Below are 16,398 nucleotides of genomic sequence, written 5' to 3' on the forward strand. Positions count from 1 at the left end.
TTTATATCTATCAAAACTGGCTCAAGCCAGGAGGGCACTAATTTAAAGTCGCTAACAGCTCAGGGTTCACACCAAAGCCCTTTTTATGCTCTTCAATCACCACTTCACTGCGCGTCTGAATCACACCAGGCAAGGTACCTAACTTGGTGGCCATAAACGCTTGGTATGCCTTCATGTCTTTCACTCGAACCTTGATCATGGTGTCAAAGTCTCCCGACAACGAATAACACTCTTCCACCTCTGGCATCATTTCTACAGCTTGAGCAAACTTATCAAAAATCGAAAAGCTGGTCTGATCCAAGCGAATATGGATAAACACTTGAACATCGAGCCCCAACTTCTCGGAACACAGCTCTGCGTGGTAACCCGTGATGTAACCCTCTTTTTCTAATCGCTTCAATCTATCAGAGCAAGGGGAGGTCGTTAGGTTAACCTGCTTGGCCAACTCAACCACAGGCAAGCGCCCTTTCATATGCAGAATTCTTAGTATCTCTTTATCGATACGATCAAGCTGATGCTGAGACATAACATTCCTTAAACATTCTAAATTCGGCTCAGTATATTCCATACCTAGAGCAATCGAAGAAAACCCCGCTCACACATTTAAAAACTAAACATACAAGCCACATTTACACCAAATATAAATTCATACAAATAGATAACAATCGTTATAAATCAAACTCTGGCTATTAACAAATTATTATAGAAATGACCCGATAAACAAATAAGTTGAGCCAGAAACGAAAGAAAGGATATATGGCAAAGTGAATAATAGAATTATCAAAGAGAAAGGATGACTCTATTATGAAAACACAAGAACTCGCATATAAACCCTACGGTATCGGCTCATGGACACACGTAACAGTGTCAAAAGATGTGGCTCAAGCACTCGCTAATGAATACTCAAACTACGGATGGGAAGTAAAAATTGATGGCAATGCCATTAACAGCGAGATCGCGCTTAAAGCAGCTTAAATGACAAAAACCTCCCAAAAGGAGGTTTTTTTGATATCAGTTAGTAAGCACTTACCATCAGCTAAGCTAAGCCAACTTGAGGAACTGCATTTCCCGCTTCACAACGGCAGTTGCATGTGCGACAAAAGTGCTGCGTTTCCATATCGTAATATAAATTGCCACTAAATAGCTTTGACGTCCATTGCAACATACGGCCAGAGGTTGTCTCAGGCTCTGATTCACAACGTTTCATTATAGACTTATGTAGTGTTGTTTTTTTACATCCTTTGCAATAGAGATCAGGCATACCTTTGTCCTATAGGTCTTTAGTGGTTACTGACAATTGACACATGATGTCCAATTCGGTTCCACAATTCACCGAGCTAATAACAAAAGTGAGCGCCAAGTTCAAAAAATAGCCACTTTTCTATTTCATTTTTTGACATCACACGCCATTGAGTAAGTTGATCTTTCCCTTCTCACGCAAGATCCGATCGCTTCAATTTACATTGTAAAACCCCAATAACCGCTCGTTTACGTCTAATTTCATCCCGATCTTAAGTACGACAAACGTCGCACCTCAGTAACAAAATACTGATATCGTAGGCTGCTCAAATTGCTGAATCCAAACTACTCACCTATACACCTTTATACGAGACGATTAGAATACTCGGCGATCAATTAAACATGCCTGTTTAGTTCACGCTCTCGTAACCAATGAGGTAGAAATGCTCACCGTTACTCAAATTGCCAAGGCCAACAACATATCTCGTACCACCATTCTCTACTACGAGCGTGCCGGGCTGCTTTTACCTCACAGCCGCTCCGATAATGGATATCGTTGGTATGGAAAAAAAGAGCAAGCTCGGTTAGAGAGCATTATCTCTTACCGATCGTTTGGTTTGTCTATCCAGGAGATAAGCGCTCTGCTTGATCGCAAAGACGATGTGAAACAAGAGCAGACACTAGTGAACCAGTTCAACGCCTTGGAAAAGGAAATTCAGAACCTACGTCAACAGCAGAAAGCGATTGTGATGTTGCTTGAACAACCTGAGTTACTAGAGCAGAAGATGCTGACAAAAGAGCGCTGGGTACGGGTGATGGAGAATGCTGGGTTTGACGAAAAGGATATGAAGAACTGGCACAAGCAGTTTGAAAAGATGGAGCCTACCGCTCACCAAGAGTTTTTGGAATCTTTGAATATCGATGAGCAAGAAGTCGCGAGCATCAGAGAGTGGTCAAAAAAATAGAGCCACCGAAGTGACTCTATTGTTCTTTGTTTATATCTTTTGCTAATTCGCTTGTATTTTTACAATGTAAATTAGTCTAGCTCTACTAGCTTCTTCTCGAACTCAGCGTGTTGCGCTTTCACTTCGTCTTCTGGCTCGCCAGTAATTAGGCTCACGATAACGATAGATAGAGTCGATAGGATGATTCCCGGTACGATTTCGTAAACGTCGAACCAACCGCCAGTGAACTGCTTCCAAAGTACGATAGTCACACCACCAACCACGATACCCGCTAGAGCGCCGTTACGGTTCATACGAGACCAGTAAAGGCTCATCACGATAGCAGGACCAAATGCCGCACCAAAACCAGCCCAAGCGTAAGACACAAGGCCAAGTACAGAGCTATCTGGCGTCATCGCTAGGAATAGCGCGATAAGAGAGATGATGATTACCGCAAAGCGACCCACACGAACGATCTCTTCAGATGTCGCATCTTTCTTAAGTACTTGCTTGTAAAGGTCTTCTGCCATTGCAGATGAAGATACAAGAAGTTGTGAATCCGCAGTACTCATGATTGCCGCAAGGATAGCAGCTAGTAGGATACCAGCGATTACTGGGTGGAACATAGCGTTAACAAGAAGCATGAAGATCTTCTCACCATCGTCTAGCTTAGGCGCGCCAGAGTTAGTCACGTAGATAAGACCAACCAGACCCACTAGCATTGCACCAACCATAGACAGTGCAGTCCATACCACTGCGATACGACGCGCTGTTGCTAGGTCTTTATTAGTACGTGTTGCTTTGAAACGAGCAAGGATGTGCGGCTGACCGAAGTAACCAAGACCCCACGCCGCTAGCGAGATGATCGCGATAGCAGATAGCGGTTCACCTTTCGCATCATTCCATAGCGTTAGAAGCTCTGGGTTGATGTTGTGAAGATCAGTCGATAGCTGACCAAGACCACCGTTCATCGCTGCAATTGGTACAATCAATAGCGCAGCAGACATCAGTAGACCTTGAACCAAATCCGTCCAAGATACCGCAAGGAAACCACCAAATAGCGTGTAAGAAACCACACATACTGTGCCGATGATTACCGCTGTTGTGTAATCTAGACCGAATACCGTTTCAAACAATTTACCACCCGCTACCAAGCCAGAACTTGTGTAGAAAAGGAAGAATAAAAGGATAAAGAAAGCAGAAATTGTTTGGATCAGCTTAGAATTATCATTGAAACGACGAGATAGGAACTCAGGTAGTGTCAGTGACTCTGTCGTAATGCTGTAAGTACGCAGACGCTTAGCACTGATTAACCAGTTCGCCCAAGTACCAACTAGCAGGCCACCAGCAAGCCAGAATGCTTCAAAGCCAGCAGCGTAAGCGTAACCCGGTAGACCAAGTAGTAGCCAACCACTCATGTCTGATGCACCAGCAGAAAGTGCAGCAGGCCATGGGCCTAGCGAACGACCACCAAGGAAGTAGTCTGTCGAGCTAGAAGTACGTTTGTAAGCAATAACACCGATTGCCAGCATCATAATTAGATACGCAATGAACGTCGTCGTTATTGCAAAACTGTTTTCTATCATTTGATAGTCCTCATTTGTAAAAAGCCTTCCATGCCTAATTCAATGCAAGACACTCACCGTAAAGGCAAGCGAGTGCATTGAGTTAGGTATTGAGGCTCCAAGGCACTATGAGTTAAATCCAAAGGTGGTGAAACCAACAATGGAGAAAACAAAAGTGCTTAGAGCCAATGTTACTGAAGGTTAGTGAGCTTCGCTTCCAAGTTCGAGCAAGGTCGCGTTACCGCCCACGGCTGTTATATTTATAGTTCGCGTACGCTCGGTAATGAAACGCAGCGATAGGTGTGGATCGTGAGCAACATGCATTGCTGTCAGATCCGTTTCAGCTACTAAACTGACGATGGCACCGTCACGCTTAGCAAGTTGTAAATTGATAGCTTGAGCCGTTTGTGAGTTACCTACGTAGCCTGCGCTACGTACATCGCAAGACAGCAGCTGTTGAACCGCGTCGTACGAAGCAACCTGCACCAAGTTCGTCGGTAAATTCGCTTGTTTCGCTGCATCAGCGATCAAGGTGTTGAATTGCACGTCATCACTGCACAATTGCACGCTGTTACCCGCTAATAGTGCTGCGGTAATCATCGCGGTTGCTGTTTGCAGTGCTGGCTCTTTGTCTTGGCAATCATCAACAATCACCAAAGCCACACCGCGTCCTGCAGCATACAGCTCGTTTGTTTCACCAGTCGGGCCAGCCATTAGGTGCTGCTCAGAAAGCAACGCAGAGGCCTGCTCTAGGTGATAAGTTGCCACTGCCGCCAAAGACGTAGATTGGCTTTCGATCTCTGATTTGAATGCAAGTACCTGAGCACTCTTATGATCAAAATCGGTAAGATTCCATTGTTCCCACGCCAAGAAAGCATCAGAAAAACCTGTCACTTGATGAACCATGATACTGCTCCTTATGCCTTGTCTTGTGATTGAGAGAAATGAACATCAGTAAAGCGGTATAGGTAGTGAGGACCACCCGCTTTAGGGCCAGTACCAGACAAGCCTTGACCACCAAATGGTTGCACACCAACAACAGCGCCGACCTGGTCACGGTTGATGTAACAGTTACCCACACGAACGTGTTTTTCGATCCAACGGTAAGTTGTCTCGTTACGGCTGTGGATACCCATGGTTAAGCCAAAACCGGTTTGGTTAATTTGGTCTACCACTTGCGCCAGTTCACTCGCTTTGAAGCGAACGATATGCAGTACAGGACCAAACTGCTCTTCTTTCAAACAGCTAATGTCATCGATTTCAAATGCACTTGGTGGAACAAAGTCACCATGTTCACAATCCGCTCCTAGAGAAAGTTGAGCTACTTTCTTCTGGGTCTTAGTCATGTTTTCTAGGTGCGTCATCAACTTCTGTTTCGCGTTTTGGTCGATAACCGGGCCCACATCCGTTTTATGAAGGTGTGGAATACCAACGCTTAGCTCATCCATCGCACCGTGAATTAGTCCAATCACGCGATCTGCAATGTCTTCTTGAATGTAAAGCACACGTAGCGCAGAACAACGTTGACCTGCTGAAGCAAAGGCAGAACGAATGACATCACGAACCACTTGTTCAGGCAGTGCAGTACTGTCGACGATCATCGCGTTCTGACCACCGGTTTCCGCGATAAATGGCACAGGCTTAGCGTTGCGGCTTGCTAGTGACACGTTGATGCGTTGTGCAGTTGGTGTTGAACCCGTGAAGGCAACGCCTGCAATCGCATCGTGGCTAGTTAGCGCACTGCCGATCTCTGCACCACGACCAGGTAGAAGTTGAATCGTGCCAGCAGGGAAGCCCGCTTCATTCATCAGTTCAACCGCGCGAGCCGCAATCAAGCTAGTTTGCTCTGCAGGTTTCGCCACAACCGTGTTACCCGCCACTAGTGCAGCTGTAATTTGGCCAAGGAAGATCGCCAATGGGAAGTTCCAAGGGCTGATACAAACGAACACACCACGACCTTGTCGCGAGGCGATTCGAGTTAGACCATCAAAGCCTTTAACCTCAAAACCTTGTAGGTTGTTCGCTTGTTTTGCGTAGTAACGACAGAAGTCGACCGCTTCACGTACTTCATCAATGCTGTCGTGAATTGTCTTACCCGCTTCTTGATGACAAATTGCCACCAGCTCAGCCAGGTTCTCTTCCATCAGATCAGCTAGCTTCTCAAGCGCTGCGGCTTTGGTTTCAACCGATGTCGCATTCCAATCAGCAAATGCGGCGTCTGCACCAGTGATCGCTGCGGAAACATGATCAAGGTTTGCAAAAGCCACCTGACCCACGCTAATACGACGATCATAAGGTGCTGTTACTTGTTCAATATTCTGATCAGCCTTGATCATGCTTTCGGCAAGAGATTCGCCGTTGATCACAGGTCCAGCAGTCCATTGATTGTTCAAAAAGCCTTTTACTTGCTCTTCAAACTGATGCGCTTCGCTTTCGATATCAATGTTCACACCGTATGAGTTCTTACGCTCAGGGAATACCGCTGGCGGTAGAGGAATCTTAGTGTTGTTCAATGTATCGAATGCCAAAAGCATGTCGACTGGATGCTGTGTTAGCTCTGCCACAGGGCAACGAGCATCAACCAAACGGTGTACAAACGAACTGTTTGCACCATTCTCTAACAGACGACGTACTAGGTATGGCAGTAGATCTTTATGGCTACCAACTGGCGCGTAAATACGTACCGACTGTTGGTAAGCTTCCATTGCATGGTTGTAAAGTGAATCACCCATGCCGTGTAAGCGTTGGAATTCAAAGTCTTTATGGTCTGTCATCACTGCAATAGCAGAAACCGTATGAGCATTGTGGCTCGCAAACTGCGGGAAGATATTGCCACGAACACTTGGGCTCAATAGATAACGCGCACACGCTAGGTAAGCTACATCAGTCGCTTCTTTGCGAGTGTAAACAGGGTAGTTATCGAAACCAGCTTGTTGTGACCATTTGATCTCACTATCCCAGTAAGCACCTTTAACTAGGCGAAGTGGGATTAAGTCACCCTGCTCTTTTGCTAGGCGGTTTAGCCAAACTAGAACTGGTAACGCACGCTTTGAATACGCTTGAATAACCAGACCAAACTTGCCCCAGCCTTTCACTAGCTCGCTGCGATACAGTTTTTCGAATAACTTAAGCGAAAGCTCTAGGCGATCCGCTTCTTCTGCATCAATCGTGATCGCAACATCAAGCTCAATCGCACGGCGCAGTAACTGCTCTAGCGTATCGCATAGCTCAGTCAGCACGCGGTCTTCATTCGCCACTTCGTAACGAGGATGAAGTGCAGAAAGCTTGATAGACACTGATGGCGCAGGGCTAGATTTTGAAGAGACATAAGTGTCTCGACCTACGGCTTCAATCGCCATTAGGTAATCTTTAAAGTACTTATTTGCGTCAGCTGTGGTCAGTGCTGCTTCACCTAGCATGTCGTAAGAGTAGGTAAAGCCTTTGTCGCGCATCGACTTACCGTTCTTTTGCGCTTCAGCAATGCTGCGGCCAAGAACAAATTGGTGCCCCATCACTTTCATCGCTTGGTGCATCGCTTTACGAATCACTGGCTCAGAAAGCTTGTTCACTAAACGGTTAACCGCTTGTCCAGCACTCTGCTCGTTCGATGAAAGTCCAACCACCTTGCCTGTTAGCATTAAGCCCCAAGTCGAAGCGTTAACAAAAACCGAGTCAGAATTCTTTAGGTGAGACTTCCAATCCGCAACGCTTAGCTTGTCGCGAATCAGTGCATCAGCCGTTGCTGAATCAGGAATACGCATCAAGGCTTCCGCCAGACACATCAGCAAGATGCCCTCTTGAGTATCTAAGCTGTATTCAAGCAACAGTGCATCGATCATCTGGATAGAAGTCTTATCCGCACGGATAGCTTCGATCAAAGAAGTCGTTTTGTCTGTGATTTGCTGCTTTTCAGACTCAGAAGGGGTAGCTAGTGGCAGAAGTTGCTCTAGCCATTGGGTTTCATCCACCATATATAATGGTGAGATAAGCGACCATAGATCATCAAGCGACTGCTCGTTGAATTCTGGCTTTAACACATCAGTAGCTGTAAACATGCGTTTTCCTTAATCTCACACCCGGAATTAGCCCGGGATCTCTACAATGGCTGCAGTGTATTTAGAGTATATAAGGAATACTTGTCAAAAACTCCGAGTTTTTTGCTAAAAACTCGCTTTATTAACAAAACAAACACAATGTCACATATGAAACTTTAATATAATATGCCGTTTCGTTTCACTATTTAACAGAAATTTGCTTTTTGTATTGAGATGGTGACATGCCTTGAAGGCGTGAAAATGTGTGGGTAAAAGAGGATTGACCGGAGAATCCAGCAAGTTCTGCGACCTGACCAAGGCTTAAATTCCCTTGTTCAATAAGACGTCGAGCACGGTCGATTCGCTTACCTAGTACATACTGGTGAGGAGTAATGCCCATTTGCTCTTTAAACAACATATGGAATTGGCTTTCGCCCAAGAACACGCTACCTGCAAGTTGCGCGACTGAAATCTTACTTGCTAAATGTTGCTCGATGTAACGATCAAGCGCTTCAAGATCGAAGCGCGAATCCTTCACTGACGTTTCAAATGCCGAGATGTGCCTTTGCATTAAGGCGATCACCGTGTCATTGCAGGCTCGGCTTAACAACAGATCATCAGGACTCGCCTGCATCTCTTGTACCAGCATATGAATAAGCTTTTGAATTTGCGCATCTAATTGGAAATAGACGTTCGAAGACTCGAGTTGATTAATCTTCTCTAGCATCAGCGGGTCGTCGTCACTCGGCACGGGCATGTTAAGCACCAAAATGTCGGACTGACCGACCACACCACCGAAAGCATGATCAGAGCTCGCTGTCACCACACAACCTTGTCCTGGACCAACAAGATTCCCCTTACCACTCACTTCAAATTCCGCCTGACCTTTTAAACCAATCACCACCTGAGAATAGTGGTGATCGTGGCAATCCATATGCGATGGCAAAGTGATAATCTCAGCAGGACGAGGGCCAGTAAGGCCTAGCGGAGAAAGGTCTAGGTTAGGAAAGGGTAAAGGTTTAGACATGACAGAAAAATACTCGGGTCAACATAGTAAGAATAATACTCTTAAATGCGCATAAGATGAATTTGTAAATGCTCATGAGAGTTATTTGCTCGCGAGAATGAAAAGATCATTATCGCGATCATCTTGATCATGCCTCCGGAAAGATGATCAAGAGTGTACAAACTACGGCCTATGTAAAATCAATATTTTCGGTGCTTTTTTATAAATCTCAACCTCACGATTCACTCAACCAAGATGACTCATAAATGAGAAATTAATCATCAGAGCATCACTAAAACATTTGCTTATATAGCTCAAACAATTCGCATAAAACTTATAAAAAGTGTATCCAAAGTACCGAAACGCGGCATTTGAGTAGATTGAAATACAATAAAACGGTATAAAGACGGATACTGTGTTAATTGCTAATAACTAGTGACTCACAACTAGAAAGCAGACACATTATCAATGAGCCAATTTCAATCTATAAGTTGCAGGGACCTATGACTAACTTTCGAATTTCAGCGCTTTTACTTGCGCTATCCCCACTTTGGGTATCTGCATCGGTATCAGCTGAAGAACTGAATCAAGTCGATCCCGTTTCAGCCATCGATGCAAAAATAACAGAGAAAAACTCAGATATTGAGCGTATTTCAGCAACCAAAGTATCGGCGACTGAGAACCTAAAACAACTACAGAACACAAACAGTAAGTTGTTGCGCGAAGGTGAAGAACTTAAGGCAAAACGTAACAGAGCCAAGTCTGTACTAGACAAACAGTACAGTCGTCTACTTGAAGACCCAGAAACGGACCTGGTCTCTTTTCAAAAAAGCTACCAAGATGCATGGGCTGCAGTTAAAGAAAATCAATCGGCTCAGCTAGACAATCAACAAGCGATGAATGAGGGTGAGATTCACCTTTCTCAGATCAAACAGAAGCAAGCTCGAATGAACAATGAGCTGGCAAGCCTGAGAGAGTCAAAAGTTGAAGCTCGCGTAAAACGTATCGCAACAGAACTGCGTGAAAGTGCAGTTTTGGAAACCAGCTACACCACCACATGTGAATCCACAATGACCCTTGGTGAGTGTACAGCTCAAGGTAAATACCTAACGAACCAAAAAGCGGTGCAAACGTTCAAGAGCCAGTTACTTGAGCAGCTCACAGAAAGCACTCTGGCGAAGCAGAACTTGCAAGGCGTTCAGCTGAACATCCACGTTCAGGACAGCCAGCCAATCAAGAGCGGTTTCTCTGGCAACAACTCTTACTTCATGCAGATGCAAGCTCAACTGCAAGCAAAACCTGAAGCGGTTGCCGCATGTAACCTATTGAACGTTTCAACACGCTACTGTTTAACTGGCAGCGATGCGGCTGCAGTTAAAAAGAGCGACAAGAAATGGGCAAACGTAACCGTGCGTTCTGACCAATACAACGACTCTGTGACCATCAACGGTATTAAGTATGGCAGCACACCTCTTGAGGTAGCGCTACCAAGCGGTCGTCATCAAGTAACCATCTCTAAGCAAGGTTACGAGTCATACAACCGCACAGTTACCATCAACGGCAGCGACACTATCTGGGTTAAGCTTCTTCCTAGCAAAGAAAGCTAATTCCCTCAGTAGAAGATCGCCATACCGATTTCACAAAGCTGAATGAACACTCGCCATTTTGTTGATAGTTATAAACTGTTGATCGTTATAAACTTATACGGTCATTATAAACAATAACTGCAGACGAAATGGCGTTGTCGTTTAGAATAGTCGATTAACCTAAATTACGATTGAAGTAGCCCATCATGCGCCAAGGTTTTCCCACTCTATTATTTGCACTTGCTCCCTGCTTAATGACACCTGCTGTTTTCGCTGAAGCAACACCACCAGCAATCACGGCCGCCTCTGTTACTGATCTTGAAAGTTTGCTTTTCGAAAAGCACGCCGAGTTAACGGCTATCGAAAAGAAAGTCGCGGACAAACAAAATCAAGTCGATAACCAAGCACAGCAAACGGCACGTCTTGCTAAACTCTCTGTAGAAGCAGAACAAAAACTTGCAGCGGCCAAAGCAAGCCTAGAGCAAGATTATACGCGCATGATTGATGAGCCAGACTTCGATATCTCGACGGCTCAAAATCACTTCCAAGACGCATGGAAAACCGTGAAAGAAGGCAAACTTGCGGTTTCTGACTCAGAACAGAAGCAGCAAGGTTTGGCTATGGAGCTTGAAGCTATCCAAGCCGAGAAAAGAGCGACAGAAACAGCCATCGCACAGCTAGAGCAAGACAAGCTAAGAGCAAGAGCCGATCGACTCAGAAACGAGATCACCCAAACACAAGAGCAGACGGTCAGCTTTACCAACCGCTGCAGCAGCGACATGACATTGGCGCAATGTTCTGATCAAACGGTAACACTAGCGCTTCAAAAAGCAGTAAAACAGTTCCAACACAGCCTCGTTGATAACACGACAGAATCGAAAACTGTCAAACAACACTTGGCATCGACATCACTGAATATTCACGTGCTACAACACAAGGTGACTTCCTCTGGTTTCTCAGAAGATAACCGATACAGAGCTGTGATTGCTGCGAATCTAGAAACTCGCCCGGATAAGAACACACCTTGCCGCCTACTTGGTATTCAATCGTATAACTGTTTCACGCAAACCGATCAACAAGCCAACGACCAACAAAAAGAGGTAGCTTGGGTCAACTTAGTGGTTCGCTCAAATCAGTACAACGACAAAGTGTTAATCAACGGCGTTAACTACGGCAGCACCCCTGTTGAAATCATGTTACCAACCGGCCCACACATGGTGACGATTGAGAAAGAAGGTTACCTTTCTTTCCACCAAGAGCTAAAAATAACTCGCGATCACAACCTAAGAGCGGTATTACAAGCCAAACAAAACACGTTAAACGTCGGTACCAAGTTTGCGGACCCGATGGAAGATAATACTCAGAGCCCTGAAATGATTGTGGTCGGCTCTGGTCGCTACCTGCTGGGTGAGAACAGTGCCAAGCAAGTGACAATAAAACAGCCATTTGCATTAGCCGCGACCCCGACACGTGTGCAAGATTTTAGAGCGTTCGTTAAGAGTACTGGCTATCAGACAGATGCTGAGCTAATGAACACCTGCGACACCTTCGCTAATGCCGAGATTACTTCAGTCTCCGACAATGACTGGCAAAAACCGGGCTTCAAGCAAGCTGACAACTCACCAGTAGTTTGTGTCAGTCAGAATGATGCGATAGCCTACACTCGTTGGTTATCTGAGAGCACTGGCTTCACGTATCGCCTTCCTACACCACAAGAGTGGGAGGCCGCAGCAAGAGCAGGTCAAGACACCAACTTCTGGTGGGGTAACGAATTCCGCACAGGTAAAGCGAATACAGGCTGGGCTGGTACACCTTGGTCAAACGTCAGTACGTCTCCTGTTAAATCATTCATGCCAACACCAACAGGCTTCTACGACATGGTCGGCAATGTATGGGAGTGGACAACCGTTCAAAAAGGCCTAGCCAAAGGTGGCGCGTGGAGCTTCTCTCCTGAAGAGGCCAAAGCATTTAACGAGCTATACGTTGCGCCTTCAACAGCAGCCAACTACCTCGGCTTTAGAGTGTTACGAGAGCTGTAAGCTCTCGATAGCTCACCCATGACTTTAAAATATTTACTCTAGGCTCTCATTTATCGCATTGAATCGTGTTTATAGGGGAATTCCCCCCTTATGCATAGGTACGCCTAGGAGTAAATTCGTCGATAGAGTAGTAAGTCACTCTGGGTATCTAACTGATGCCTCAGCTTAATTTACCTGACCCTCGTAAATTAAGCTGAAAATCTTCTACATGTCGACAAGGCATAACTTGTCTTTGGCCAGCCCCTCTTCAGGCTGGCTTTTTTTTGCCTATTGAACACGCAGTTCGCCTACCTATCATCCGTGAATCACGCAGTTATTCAGCACTTTGATTAACGAAAACTCACCCAGCCTTTTCTACACGTACTCCAACCTGTAATTGCCATTGCAGCGCAATAGTAAACTGATATCATTGCAATATCGCAATACACGAGAGAAAACCTTGCCAGAACCACTAAACCCCATACATCGTTCTTTATTCGAACAACTTCCAGGCTGCTGGGGCTGTAAAGATACTGACTCTGTTTTCGTATACGCAAACCTCGCTTACAACCAATTGATCGGTTTGAAGCCGGGCGAGAGTTGTACCGGCTTGACGGACTTCGATATGCCGAGCCAAACCATCGAATGCGCGCAAGACTTTAGAGCGCAAGACAAGCATGTAATGGAAACGCGCTCGACGCTTAAAATCCTTGATATTCACCCCTACCCCGATGGACGCTGGCACGCCCATATCTTCACCAAAACGCCTTGGCTTGATGACAACGACAACGTGCAAGGCACTATCTTCTATGGGCAAGAACTCACAGACACAGCGATTTTAGAAGTGGGTCACTGGGTGTGTCAGGCAACTTGCGCCAAAGACAATCAAGCATCAATCGCAGGCTCAACTCCGCGAGTGTCTAAACTGCAAAAGAAACTGACCTCACGTGAATCAGAGGTACTGTTCTTACTGCTTTTCGGTAAGAAGCCTCAATACATTGCATTGACATTGAACATCTCAATCAAGACGGTCGAGGGGCATGTCGCTAGACTAAAGCAAAAGTTCGATGCACGTAGTAAGAGTCAGTTAATCGAGTATGCATTGGATTCAGGATTAGGCTCTGTGATTCCTGAAACCTTACTCAAGAAACAGATCTCAGTGGTTCTACACAGCGACTGATTAACGACTCACAGCGCCCATAGAGATAAAAAGACAGACAAAAAAATACCGTTGATGTGGATGAACACAAGATCAACGGTATCTTCCTAATTTTACTGTCTTTACTGCTGAGTCCAACAGACTCAAACTATGGCGCTAGGCGATCAATGTCCCAGCTGTTGTCTTGGCGTGAGAACAAGAAGCGATCATGCAGACGGTGCTCACCACCTTGCCAAAATTCAATGCTATCGACGCGCACTCGGAAACCACCCCAGAAAGAAGGAACCGGAATCTCGCCTTTCGCAAACTTCTGTTTAAGCTCTAGATACTTGCCTTCTAAGATGCCACGTGCAGAGATACGGCTACTTTGCTTACTTGCGATAGCTGCCAATTGGCTCTCTTTTGGACGAGACGAGAAGTACTTCATGTTTTCCATCGCCGTCAGCTTTTCAGCGGTACCAGTAATATGAACTTGTCGCTCTAACGGATGCCAAGGGAAGTGCAAACTGATCTTGCTGCTATGCTCAAGTTGCTGCGCTTTGCGGCTACCTAGGTTGGTGTAAAAAACGAAACCATCTTTATCAACATTCTTCAGCAAAACAATACGTTGGAATGGCTGTCCATTTTCATCAACCGTCGCCACTGTCATTGCCGTCGGATCCATCAACTTAGCTTCAATCGCTTGCTCTAACCAAAGGTTAAATTGGTCAATTGGGTCTGCGGCTAAGTCTTTACGTCTCAATCCACCCTGAGCGTATTCACGACGAATGTCTGTCAGTTCCATTTGGTTGCTCCTTTTAATTTTTTTGTGATTCTGCTCTGTAATCCTTTGAAACACAAGTCTAAGCCTTGGTTTTGTCTCATTGAAGGTGCTCTGTGTTAACGAGATCTCGGTACGCTAACCGTCATATTGATAGTCTATATGTAAACTGATTGTAACTTGAGTTTCTCGTGTCTAAAAAACTGTCTAACCTGATCACGCCTTTTGTATTTTTCTCATTGATACTGGGAACGGCAGGGCTAACTGCTACTCACTTTTTGGCCGGTCAATACCAAGAGCAAGTTGTCACACAACAACTCAATGAAGCGGCGAACAAAGCCAACCTCCAGATCGATTCTGAATTGGATAAGTTCAAACAAATACCTGACTTGCTCAGCCACGACCCACGCCTGCTGTCTTACTTTGATGAATCACCAAAGAGCGACAAAATCTCCACAGCTGAACTCAACACCTTGTTATTCGAGTGGTCGGGGCAAAGCCAAGCCGATACCATCTATATCCACGATCCGAGCGGCACAGTGGTTGCATCAAGTAACTATCGAAAGCCTCGAACTTTCGTTGGCGAAAACTTCGCGTTTCGCCCCTACTTTGCCTCTGCAATAAAAGGCCATAAAACCCAATATGTCGCACTCGGCGCTCGCTCTGATGTGCGAGGCTATTTCTTATCTTCACCACTTTATATCGACGATGACATCGTAGGCGTTATCACGGTGAAAGTAAGCTTAGAAAACCTAGAAAACATTCTAACTAGCGACGACTTTGAGATTGTGGTACTTGATTCCAACCAAGTGGTGTTTCTCTCTAGTCAGGTACCTTGGCTTTATCACTCATTACTACCATTAACGGATCAACAGCAGCAAGATATCGCAGCGCAACGCCAATACGGTCAAAACAAAATTTCGATCATTGATGCGTTTAACTCTTCGAGCCAAACAACCGATGCAAGCAAAGCGCTCACTGCAAACCAGTTATTTAAACTTGGAAATTTTAACCTGTACCCTGCCGCTACCAGTGACAACCAATACCAAGTTGTGGCTATCAAGGACACAAGATCCGAACTGCTCAAGGTGCTGCAGATCGACGTTATCTTCATTGTGATTTACAGCTTAGTCATGCTGATTGCTTGGTCGTGGCGCCAAACCTACCTCGCGAAAGTGGCACTGACTGAACTCAATCAGAACCTAGAGCAAACCGTAGATAAGCGAACTCAATATCTAAAGCAATCCAATCAACAACTTCAACAGACACTCTTTCAATATCAAGAGTCTCAATTGAAGTTAAAACAGACAGAGCGAGAGCTAACGCAAACCGCTAAGTTAGCCGTGCTGGGTGAGCTGTCAGCCAGTATTAATCATGAAATCAATCAACCACTTGCTGCGCTTAGAACCTATAGCGAAAACAGCGTCAAGCTGCTTGAGATGGGACGCTCAGGCTTAGTAAAAAGCAATCTGGATAAAATGATCGCGCTAAACACTTCGATTACCGAGATCATTGCACGCCTTAAGGTATTTACGCGCAAGGTAACCAAGCAAGAACATCATGTGGCGAATCTGCATCAAGCGATCAACAATGCCACCAGCATTCTCAGCGCGCTGATGATCAAACAAGGCATCACCCTAAGATTAAGTACCGTGCCAGATGACATTAACATCGCGATTCACCCAACCGAGCTTGAGCAAGTGTTGGTTAACCTGATGCACAATGCGACACAAGCGCTTTCGCAACAAGCCACACAACAAGTAGTACTTCAAAACGACTTGGAAACTCAAGAAGGGAAGCAACCGACCATTCCTCAAATCGGCGTAGAGTGGCAGCTTAATAATGATGCCTGCCAACTGATCATTTGGGATAACGGGATTGGTATCGCCAGCGACAAACTGGAACATTTGTTCGACCCGTTTTTTACCACTAAGCCTGAAGGATTAGGGCTCGGACTTTCGATATCGAAGCGAATCATTGAAGCCTATCACGGCACGATCAGCGCAAGCCAGCTCGAGCCTTCAGGCATGGTATTCTCTCTGAATATTCCACTGTACCAAAACAAAGGCTAAAAGATTGTTATTAAT

13 protein-coding genes are annotated in these 16,398 nt (G+C 45.4%); 6 read left to right on the plus strand and 7 right to left on the minus strand.

Annotated elements, in window-relative coordinates; genetic code table 11:
• Window positions 1–37: 37 nt before the first annotated feature.
• Window positions 38–526: an Lrp/AsnC family transcriptional regulator gene (locus F0251_RS02980; RefSeq protein ID WP_061031933.1), complete on the minus strand. Its 489-nt coding sequence runs from the start codon at window positions 524–526 to the stop codon at window positions 38–40.
• A 278-nt stretch (window positions 527–804) separates the two neighbouring features.
• Here F0251_RS02980 and F0251_RS02985 point away from each other — a divergent pair, with 278 nt between their 5' ends.
• On the plus strand, window positions 805–975 hold the full coding sequence (locus F0251_RS02985) for a hypothetical protein (RefSeq protein WP_004736895.1): 171 nt from the start codon (window positions 805–807) through the stop codon (window positions 973–975).
• A gap of 61 nt (window positions 976–1,036) precedes the next feature.
• Here F0251_RS02985 and F0251_RS24420 read toward each other — a convergent pair whose 3' ends face one another.
• Window positions 1,037–1,261, minus strand: coding sequence for a hypothetical protein (locus tag F0251_RS24420; protein ID WP_061031932.1), 225 nt, complete (start codon window positions 1,259–1,261; stop codon window positions 1,037–1,039).
• Between the two features lie 421 nt (window positions 1,262–1,682).
• Here F0251_RS24420 and F0251_RS02990 point away from each other — a divergent pair, with 421 nt between their 5' ends.
• The gene (locus F0251_RS02990) at window positions 1,683–2,204 is read left to right on the plus strand and encodes a MerR family transcriptional regulator (RefSeq protein WP_105058610.1); all 522 of its coding nucleotides are present in this window, start codon (window positions 1,683–1,685) and stop codon (window positions 2,202–2,204) included.
• Window positions 2,205–2,275: 71 nt separating this feature from the next.
• Here the strand turns inward: F0251_RS02990 and putP are convergent, their stop codons facing one another.
• The 4 genes from putP to F0251_RS03010 all read right to left on the minus strand — a co-directional run bounded on the left by putP (window position 2,276) and on the right by F0251_RS03010 (window position 8,809).
• Window positions 2,276–3,766 carry a sodium/proline symporter PutP gene (gene putP, locus F0251_RS02995; RefSeq protein WP_061032388.1) on the minus strand — a complete coding sequence of 497 codons (1,491 nt, stop codon included), beginning with the start codon at window positions 3,764–3,766 and terminating at the stop codon, window positions 2,276–2,278.
• Between the two features lie 183 nt (window positions 3,767–3,949).
• A complete protein-coding gene (locus F0251_RS03000; protein WP_105058611.1) occupies window positions 3,950–4,654 on the minus strand; it encodes a 1-pyrroline-5-carboxylate dehydrogenase in 705 nt (234 codons plus the stop codon).
• An 11-nt stretch (window positions 4,655–4,665) separates the two neighbouring features.
• On the minus strand, window positions 4,666–7,803 hold the full coding sequence (putA, locus tag F0251_RS03005; RefSeq protein ID WP_171730279.1) for a bifunctional proline dehydrogenase/L-glutamate gamma-semialdehyde dehydrogenase PutA: 3,138 nt from the start codon (window positions 7,801–7,803) through the stop codon (window positions 4,666–4,668).
• Between the two features lie 181 nt (window positions 7,804–7,984).
• Window positions 7,985–8,809: an AraC family transcriptional regulator gene (locus F0251_RS03010; protein WP_017071242.1), complete on the minus strand. Its 825-nt coding sequence runs from the start codon at window positions 8,807–8,809 to the stop codon at window positions 7,985–7,987.
• Between the two features lie 482 nt (window positions 8,810–9,291).
• Here F0251_RS03010 and F0251_RS03015 point away from each other — a divergent pair, with 482 nt between their 5' ends.
• The 3 genes from F0251_RS03015 to F0251_RS03025 all read left to right on the plus strand — a co-directional run bounded on the left by F0251_RS03015 (window position 9,292) and on the right by F0251_RS03025 (window position 13,572).
• Complete coding sequence (locus F0251_RS03015) at window positions 9,292–10,395, plus strand: PEGA domain-containing protein (RefSeq protein ID WP_061031929.1); 1,104 nt, start codon at window positions 9,292–9,294, stop codon at window positions 10,393–10,395.
• 185 nt (window positions 10,396–10,580) lie between these two features.
• On the plus strand, window positions 10,581–12,413 hold the full coding sequence (locus F0251_RS03020; RefSeq protein WP_171730280.1) for a formylglycine-generating enzyme family protein: 1,833 nt from the start codon (window positions 10,581–10,583) through the stop codon (window positions 12,411–12,413).
• Window positions 12,414–12,789: 376 nt separating this feature from the next.
• Complete coding sequence (locus tag F0251_RS03025; RefSeq protein WP_171730281.1) at window positions 12,790–13,572, plus strand: helix-turn-helix transcriptional regulator; 783 nt, start codon at window positions 12,790–12,792, stop codon at window positions 13,570–13,572.
• Window positions 13,573–13,699: 127 nt separating this feature from the next.
• On the opposite strand, the gene pdxH is transcribed toward F0251_RS03025, so the two are convergent.
• Window positions 13,700–14,335 carry a pyridoxamine 5'-phosphate oxidase gene (pdxH, locus tag F0251_RS03030; RefSeq protein ID WP_171730282.1) on the minus strand — a complete coding sequence of 212 codons (636 nt, stop codon included), beginning with the start codon at window positions 14,333–14,335 and terminating at the stop codon, window positions 13,700–13,702.
• Window positions 14,336–14,502: 167 nt separating this feature from the next.
• Between pdxH and F0251_RS03035 the strand changes: the two genes are divergently transcribed.
• Complete coding sequence (locus tag F0251_RS03035; RefSeq protein WP_171730283.1) at window positions 14,503–16,383, plus strand: ATP-binding protein; 1,881 nt, start codon at window positions 14,503–14,505, stop codon at window positions 16,381–16,383.
• The last annotated feature ends 15 nt before the right edge of the window (window positions 16,384–16,398 follow it).

It is taken from the genome of Vibrio sp. 070316B (genome assembly GCF_013114115.1).
Classification (GTDB): domain Bacteria; phylum Pseudomonadota; class Gammaproteobacteria; order Enterobacterales; family Vibrionaceae; genus Vibrio; species Vibrio chagasii_B.